Source organism: Thiorhodococcus drewsii AZ1 (assembly GCF_000224065.1).
GTDB classification, from domain to species: Bacteria; Pseudomonadota; Gammaproteobacteria; order Chromatiales; family Chromatiaceae; genus Imhoffiella; species Imhoffiella drewsii.
In genome coordinates this window covers 1-3,552 of sequence record NZ_AFWT01000087.1, presented here as the reverse complement: position 1 = coordinate 3,552, position 3,552 = coordinate 1, and the positions used below count along the sequence as shown (strand labels likewise).

Annotated in this window: 1 protein-coding gene; it reads right to left on the bottom strand. The window is 64.6% G+C overall.

All coding sequences use genetic code 11. The annotated features are described in order from the left end of the window. A partial coding sequence (locus THIDRDRAFT_RS22935) for a beta strand repeat-containing protein (protein WP_007043325.1) occupies positions 1 to 3,552 on the bottom strand: 3,552 nt, incomplete at both ends.

Here is a 3,552-nt window from a genome sequence, read left to right as displayed (position 1 = left end):
TGCTGATGGTGCCGTCATTGGCGGCGGCCTCGACGAAGGTGTCTGTGCTGTAGGTCAAGGCGGGGATCGGCACCGGATCGGCAAAGTCGATGCCCAGGTCGCTCTTGGCGTAGCCGGTGACGTCCGCGGCCGTGGCGGTGTTGACGAAGGCGCCGTCCTGGAAGGTGACGGTCAGGTCGGCGATGTCGTCGGCGTTGGCATGCGCGGTGGCGCTGCCGGTCAGGGTGGCGGTGACGACGGTGTCGCTGGTACGCACGAAGCTGGCGCTCAGGCCCGCCGGGACGTTGGTGGCGACGATCTTGTCGCTCAGGTCGGCGGCGAAGGTGTCGTCGCTCAGCGTGATGGTGATCGCAGTGCTGATGGTGCCGTCATTGGCGGCGGCCTCGACGAAGGTGTCTGTGCTGTAGGTCAAGGCGGGGATCGGCACCGGATCGGCAAAGTCGATGCCCAGGTCGCTCTTGGCGTAGCCGGTGACGTCCGCAGCCGTGGCGGTGTTGACGAAGGCGCCGTCCTGGAAGGTGACGGTCAGGTCGGCGATGTCGTCGGCGTTGGCATGCGCGGTGGCGCTGCCGGTCAGGGTGGCGGTGACGACGGTGTCGCTGGTGCGCACGAAGCTGGCGCTCAGGCCCGCCGGGACGTTGGTGGCGACGATCTTGTCGCTCAGGTCGGCGGCGAAGGTGTCGTCGCTCAGGGTGATGGTGATCGCAGTGCTGATGGTGCCGTCATTGGCGGCGTCCTCGACGAAGGTGTCTGTGCTGTAGCTCAGCGCGGGCACTGCTGAGATCCCCGAGACCGTGATGCCATTCCCCGTGAGATCGCTGATATCCCCGCCGGTGATTGGGCCGTTCCAATCGTCTGCAACCGCCAGATTGTATGTGATGCTGTCGGAAGACTGGGTGCCGTTGGCGTTGAGCAGCGCATCAACGGCTGTCTTGTCCGCGCCCGAGAGGGTGGCGGAGAAGGTGGTGGCGTCGGTGATCTCGACATCGCTGCTGGTGGTCAGCGTGAAGGCGGCGCTGCTGCCGCCGGCGCCCGTGAAGGTGAGCGTGGAAAGATCGATATCGTTGGTGGCGCCATCTTGGTGGACGAAATTGGTACCCGTCACCTCTAGCACGCCGGTCGAGACATCGTAGGTGGCGCTGGTGATGGTTGGCGTCTGGGTATTGCTGACCGTCACGGTGCTGGTGGTGATCGAGGTGTCGCCATCCGTGACAGCGGTATCCCAATCATCGGCGGCGGCCAGATTGAACGCGGCGCTTGAGCCGGCCGAGGTGGTGCCGTCCTGGTTGAGCAACCCCTCGACATAGAGCTGGTCGGTCGCATTGAGCGTGACCGAGAAGGCGGTGTCGCTGCTGGCGGTGACGTTGGCGGAGGTCAGCGTATATGTCTGGCCGCCCTCGCCGGTGAGGGTGAGTTTGGAGACGTCAATGGTGTCACCGCTGGTGATGTTGGCGGCGATCACCGAGAGGACATTGGTACTGGAGTCGTAGGTCGCGGAAGTGATGCTCGGGGCGCTGTTGGATGGGACATTCTCGAAGTAGAAGGTGTTGCCAGAGAACTCACCGATGAGCGCATCGAGATCGCCGTCACCGTCGAGGTCGGCCAAGGTCGGAGTGACGACGTGACGCGCATCGCTCAGTTCGAAGGGATCGGTCTGGGCGCTGCTAGCGAAGGCCGCGCTGCTGGTGCTGCCGGTGTTCTCGAAGTAGAAGCTGTCGCCATATCGGTCGCCGATGAGCGCATCGAGATCGCCGTCGCCGTCGAGGTCGGCTAAGGTCGGGCTGGCGTTGAAACCTACGTCGCTCAGGCCGAAGGGATCGGTCTGGGCACTGGCGAAGGCGGCGCTGCTGGTGCTGCCGGTGTTCTCGAAGTAAAAGTTCTGGCCAGCGTTATTACCGATGAGCGCATCGAGATCGCCGTCGCCGTCGAGGTCGGCGAAGGTCGGAGTGGCGAAGGTACCCACGTCACTCAGTCCGAAGGGATTGGTCAGCGGGGGCTGGAAGGTCGGGGCGCCGCTCGGCAGATCGTCGTCGGCGATCTGGATCGAGACGCGATCGATGTTCAGTCCATCGTAAGCCGTGTCCGTGCTGCTGACGCTGTGGGCGATGACGCCGAAGTGCGGCCCTTCGCCGACGGAGTCGTCGACGGCGCTGACGGTGACGGTCTGCGGGGTGTTCCAGTTGGCGTTGGTGAAGGTCAGCGTGGGCGTATCGACCGAGACTTGGTCGTTGGTGGTGTCGAGGGTGATGACGACATCGGCCGTGGGTTGGCTGTCGAGCACCAGGGTGTAGGTGTCGGTCGCGCCACCTTCGGTGACCGACGTGTCGCCGTCGGTCTGGGCGACGGTCACGCCGGGCGGGGTGCCGTTGAGGAAGAACAGGATGTTGCCCGGGTCATTACCGATGAGCGCATCGAGATCGCCGTCGCCGTCGAGGTCGGCCAAGGTCGGGGAGGAACGGGGGCCCACGCCACTGAGGCCGAAGGGGTTTACCTGGGCGCTGGCGAAGGCGGGGCTGCTGGGGCTGCCAGTGTTCTCGAAGTAGAGGCTGTTGCCATCTCTATTACCGATGAGCGCATCGAGATCGCCGTCGCCGTCGAGGTCGGCCAAGGTCGGGCTGACGTAGCGAAACGGATACTCAACGCTCAGGCCGAAGGGATCGGTCTGGGCGTTGGCGAAGGCGGCGCTGCTGGGGCTGCCGGTGTTCTCGAAGTAGAGGCTGTTGCCATCTTTATTACCGATGAGCGCATCGAGATCGCCGTCGCCGTCGAGGTCGGCCAAGGCCGGGATGGCGCGCTTTCCCACGTTGCTCAGTCCGAAGGGATCGGTCTGGGCGTTGGCGAAGGCGGGGCTGGTGGCGCTGCCAGTGTTCTCGAAGTAGAAGCTGTGGCCATCTTGATTACCGATGAGTGCGTCGAGATCCCCGTCGCCGTCGAGGTCGGCGAAAGTCGGGGTGGCGAGGTAATCCATAGCGCTGAGGCCGAAGGGGTTGGTGACTGGGGTTTGGAAGCTGGGCAGCGCCGGTGCCGGATCGCTAAAGTCGATGCCCAGATCGCTCTTGGCATAGCCGGTGACGTCCGAGGCCGTGGCGGTGTTGACGAAGGCGCCGTCCTGGAAGGTGAAGCTCAGGTCGGCGATGTCGTCGGCGTTGGCATGCGCGGTGGCGCTGCCGGTCAGGGTCGCGGTGACGACGGTGTCGCTGGTGCGCGCGAAGCTGGCGCTCAGGCCCGCCGGGACGTTGGTGGCGACGATCTTGTCGCTCAGGTCGGCGGCGAAGGTGTCGTCGCTCAGCGTGATGGTGATCGCGGTGCTGATGGTGCCGTCATTGGCGGCGTCCTCGACGAAAGTGTCGGTGCTGTAGCTCAGCGTGGGCACTGCTGAGATCCCCGAGACCGTGATGCCATTCCCCGTGAGATCGCTGATATCCCCGCCGGTGATTGGGCCGTTCCAATCGTCTGCAACCGCCAGATTGTATGTGATGCTGTCGGAAGACTGGGTGCCGTTGGCGTTGAGCAGCGCATCAACGTCTGTCTTGTCCGCGCCCGAGAGGGTGG